Annotated in this window: 3 protein-coding genes and 1 pseudogene; 3 read left to right on the top strand and 1 reads right to left on the bottom strand. The window is 66.4% G+C overall.

Annotation, left to right across the window (positions count from 1 at the left end):
* The 3 genes and pseudogenes from ABF990_RS14530 to ABF990_RS14520 all read left to right on the top strand — a co-directional run.
* Positions 1 to 389 (top strand): annotated as a pseudogene (locus ABF990_RS14530) (hypothetical protein); the annotation flags it as partial.
* Positions 389 to 1,927 (top strand): NADH-quinone oxidoreductase subunit D, encoded by a 1,539-nt coding sequence (locus tag ABF990_RS14525; RefSeq protein ID WP_415501042.1) that lies wholly within the window; start codon positions 389 to 391, stop codon positions 1,925 to 1,927. The pseudogene ABF990_RS14530 and the gene ABF990_RS14525, both read left to right, overlap by 1 nt.
* Positions 1,928 to 2,170: 243 nt before the next feature.
* The gene (locus ABF990_RS14520) at positions 2,171 to 2,698 is read left to right on the top strand and encodes an NADH-quinone oxidoreductase subunit B family protein (protein WP_415501041.1); all 528 of its coding nucleotides are present in this window, start codon (positions 2,171 to 2,173) and stop codon (positions 2,696 to 2,698) included.
* Between the two features lie 6 nt (positions 2,699 to 2,704).
* Here ABF990_RS14520 and ABF990_RS14515 read toward each other — a convergent pair whose 3' ends face one another.
* Complete coding sequence (locus ABF990_RS14515) at positions 2,705 to 3,580, bottom strand: CDP-alcohol phosphatidyltransferase family protein (protein ID WP_415506669.1); 876 nt, start codon at positions 3,578 to 3,580, stop codon at positions 2,705 to 2,707.
* Positions 3,581 to 3,583 lie beyond the last annotated feature (3 nt).

The following is a 3,583-nucleotide window of genomic DNA, read 5'->3' as shown; positions in this document are numbered from 1 at the left end:
GGGTATTGCAGGGGTGGGCGGTTCGTGCGGTCACGTGTTTTCCACCCGGAGCGCCCTTTGTCGGCTGCCTGCTGTTGCTTTCGGTCATGGCGGACTGGTCCTGGCTGGTTGCGGTCCTGACAACGGGCGGAGTTCTGCTTTGCCTTGCACGCGCCGTACCGGGCAGGGACGACACACCCGAACACGACGTGCCGAACGCTCATCTTGCCGGTTTTTCCGCCAGCCCGGCCCTTCATCCCCTGTCCGGTCTGGCGCAGGGCGCGGTTGCTGGGGGTGGCGGGCCGTATGCGGGGTTCTGGCCCGCTGACACGGCGGGACGGCTGGCCTGTCTGGTATTGACCGCCATGGGGCTTCTCGCCCCTCTGGCCATGATGCTGGGGGCGTTCTGATGGGTGTTGTCTCTCTCATCCGCGCGGGCATGCAGACAGCCACCCCCTGGCGTTTCGAGCTTGATGAACTGGGCTGGCGCGACATGGTGGCCGCCCTGGCGCATGACCCTCTGCCTTTTGCCGGTCTGTGGTGTGACGGCGTGCATGTGCATGCCCTGTTCCTGCCCAACGGCCAGCCATTGGCCGTGACCGTGGCGCTGGAAGATGGACGTTACCCCGCTCTGTCACCCGCGCGGCCTGTGTCTGCCCTGTATGAACGCGCGATTTACGACCTGTACGGGGCCGAAGCCATGTGGGCGGTCGATGTCCGCCCCCTGCTGGACCATGACGTATGGCTTGCCAGTGCGCCGCTTTCGGCTGTTCCCGGCATGGCGGGCGGGCATAAGGGACTGGTTCGCTTTACGCCGTCGGATGTGCTGCGTGCTGCCAGCGCGCAGGCCGCCAGTACACAGGCCGCCAATGGACAGGCCGCCAGTGCGCAGTTGGATGGCTGGGGTCCGGCCACGGGCGACATGCGTTCGCCCCTGCATGTCGCGCTGGCGGTATCCGGCGGGAGTGTGCTGTGCGCGGAAAGCCAGACCGGCTATGCGCATCGGGGGCTGGCGTTGCGCTGGCGTGGCAGCAGTCTGGAGCAGGCCAGCCGCCTGAGCAGCCGCGTGGCGGCGCGCTGTTCGGTCGCGCATCAGGTCGCGTTTTCCTGGGCGGTGGAAGCCGCCTGCGGGTATGCACCCGGCCCCCAGTCGGACCTTGTGTGCGTTGCCCTGCTCGAAATCGAGCGGATCAGCCACCATCTATACACGCTGGCCGATGTGGCAGGGCGTGCGGGTGCGGCCTTGCTGGCGTCGCGCTGCATGATGCTGCGTGAGCGTATTCTTGCGCAGGTAGCGCCCGTCGCCGGGTCGCGCCTGTTGCTGGATGTGTGCATGCCGGGCGGAATCAGGCTCAGGCAACCCGAACAGATGGCGGAATTATGCGCCGCTGTCGTCGACCTTGCCCGCCCCGACCTTGCGGATCTGGCCCAGCTCTGGCGTGATTATCCCGGTCTTGCAGCCCGTCTCGCGGGGTTTGGCGTGACCACGGCTGACGAACTGGAGCGATTGCAACTGGATGGCCCCCTGGCGCGCGCCGCCGGGCGGGATTGCGATACACGCCGATTACTGCCCGCCTATGACGGGTTGTGGCGTTATACATCCGGCCAGCAGCACGGTACGGCACAGGACCGGATTGTGCTGCTGCTGGCGGAGATCGGGGAAAGCCTTGGCATACTGGACAGGGCCGCGGCACGGATGGGGCTTGGTATCGGTGCGGGTAGCATGGTGCTGCGCGACGGTGAAGGGACGGGTGTTGTCGAAGGGCCATGGGGCAGCATTGCGTATTGGGTGCGCCTGCATGACGGCCATGTGGCGCAGGTTTTCTATCATTGTCCCGCTCCTGCAACCCTGCTGCTGTTCGAGACAACGCTGCGTGGCTGTGCCGCGCATGACATTGCCCTGCTGGCCAGTTCGCTGGGGGTGGATGTCGCGGCACTGGATGGATAGGCGGAGGCACGCAATGGTGGAAAAAACAGGAGCAGGCCACCGCGCCGCCCCGGCGCCTGCCTGCGGGGGCGGCTCCGCCCAACGCATATTCGCGGGAAATAGAGCAGCCCGGAGTGGACGAGCCCGGATCGGACCAGCCCGGAGCAGAACAGCATCTGGCAGAACAGCGACTGGCAGACCGGCGGGGAACAGAACTGCGGCCAGCAGACCAATGGGGAGCATACTAACGGGGGGCAGATCGGCATGGGGCTGATGCGCGCAGTCTTCGACATGGCTTTTAGGCCCGGGGTGCAGCGTATGAAGGCGCAGGGACCGGGCTGGCCGGTCAGGCTTTTTCATGTCGATACCGGGGGGTGCAATGGCTGCGGAATGGAGCTTCAGGCCCTTGCTGGCGCACCGTATGACATGCAGGGGGCGGGGTTCGGCTTTACCGACAGCCCCCGTAATGCCGACATGCTGGTCGTGACCGGTCCGCTCACCCGTGCCATGGCGCCAGTCGTGCAGGCCGCTTGGGACGCCATGCCCGCCCCAAGGGGGCTTGTCTGCGTGGGGGCCTGTGCGATCGATGGCGGGCTGTTCGGCGAAAACTACGCCGTCATGGGCGGGCTGGAACGCCGTGTGGCGGTCGATCTGGCCATTCCCGGCTGCCCGCCCGCCCCGACCGATGTGCTGGATGGTCTGAGCGCCCTGTTCCGCGCGGCACCAGCGGGCCCCGCCAGCGGTGTTGGCGCAGGCGGTGCGGACGATGCCGCTGGCCCGCAGGGGGCGTAAAAGCGTTCAGCCCGGAGCGGGTGTTTCGGGTTCGTCATCGTCCTGAAGCGCTTCCGCCGCGCGTTTCAGCTTCAGAAAACTGCGGCGGCTGGCTGGCAGCATCAGCGTATAGATCACGCCAGCCGCCGCCAGGGCTGCCCATGGGTCCGCAATCAGCACCACGGCGTAAATACCCGTGCCCAGCATGAGCGGCAGCACATACTGCACCGGCACCTTGAAGTTCTTGAACGACCAGACCGGCAGGGTGGACACCAGCAGGAATGCGGTTCCCGTCAGGGTCAGCCATGGCAGCAGGGGCTGGCGCGTCGCCTGATACAGCCAGTCAAGGTTCAGTTTCTGGGCTTCCAGTCCCAGAAAAAGCGGGAACAGCGCCAGCCCGGCTCCGGCGGGCGCGGGCACGCCGGTAAAGAAGTTGGAGGCGTATTTGGGCTTGTGTTCCTCGCCATCCAGGCTGGCGTTGAACCGGGCCAGGCGCAGCGCCATGCAGACCGTAAAGAGCATGCACGGCAGAAAGGCGTAGCGGTTGCTGTCCCTCAGGGCCCAGAAATACAGCAGGAAAGAGGGCGCCACGCCAAAGCACACGAAATCGGACAGGCTGTCGAATTCCGCCCCGAACCGGGTGGACCCACGCAGCAGCCGGGCAATGCGCCCGTCCAGCCCGTCGATGAAGGCGGACAGCAGGAGGGCGGCGGCGGCGGCCTGAAAGCGGCCGTCAACCGCAAAGCGCATGCCGTTCAACCCCGCGCACAGCCCCAGCATGGTCAGGATATTGGGGATAAGGCGGTTGAAGGACGGCCCCCGGCTTTTGGTACGGATACGCCGCTTCAGCCTGCGGCGACGGACCGGGGGTTTTCCATCCGGGGAAAGGGGGGCGGGCGGCAAGGC

This window comes from Acetobacter sp., assembly GCF_047723915.1.
In the GTDB taxonomy this organism is placed as follows: Bacteria; Pseudomonadota; Alphaproteobacteria; order Acetobacterales; family Acetobacteraceae; genus Acetobacter.
This window is presented reverse-complemented; position numbering and strand designations above follow the sequence as displayed.

Excerpts from the sequence above, each read along its gene's own strand:
- ABF990_RS14525 (WP_415501042.1), top strand. The coding sequence starts at position 389 with ATGGGTGTTGTCTCTCTCATCCGCGCGGGCATGCAGACAGCCACCCCC.
- ABF990_RS14520 (WP_415501041.1), top strand. The coding sequence starts at position 2,171 with ATGGGGCTGATGCGCGCAGTCTTCGACATGGCTTTTAGGCCCGGGGTG.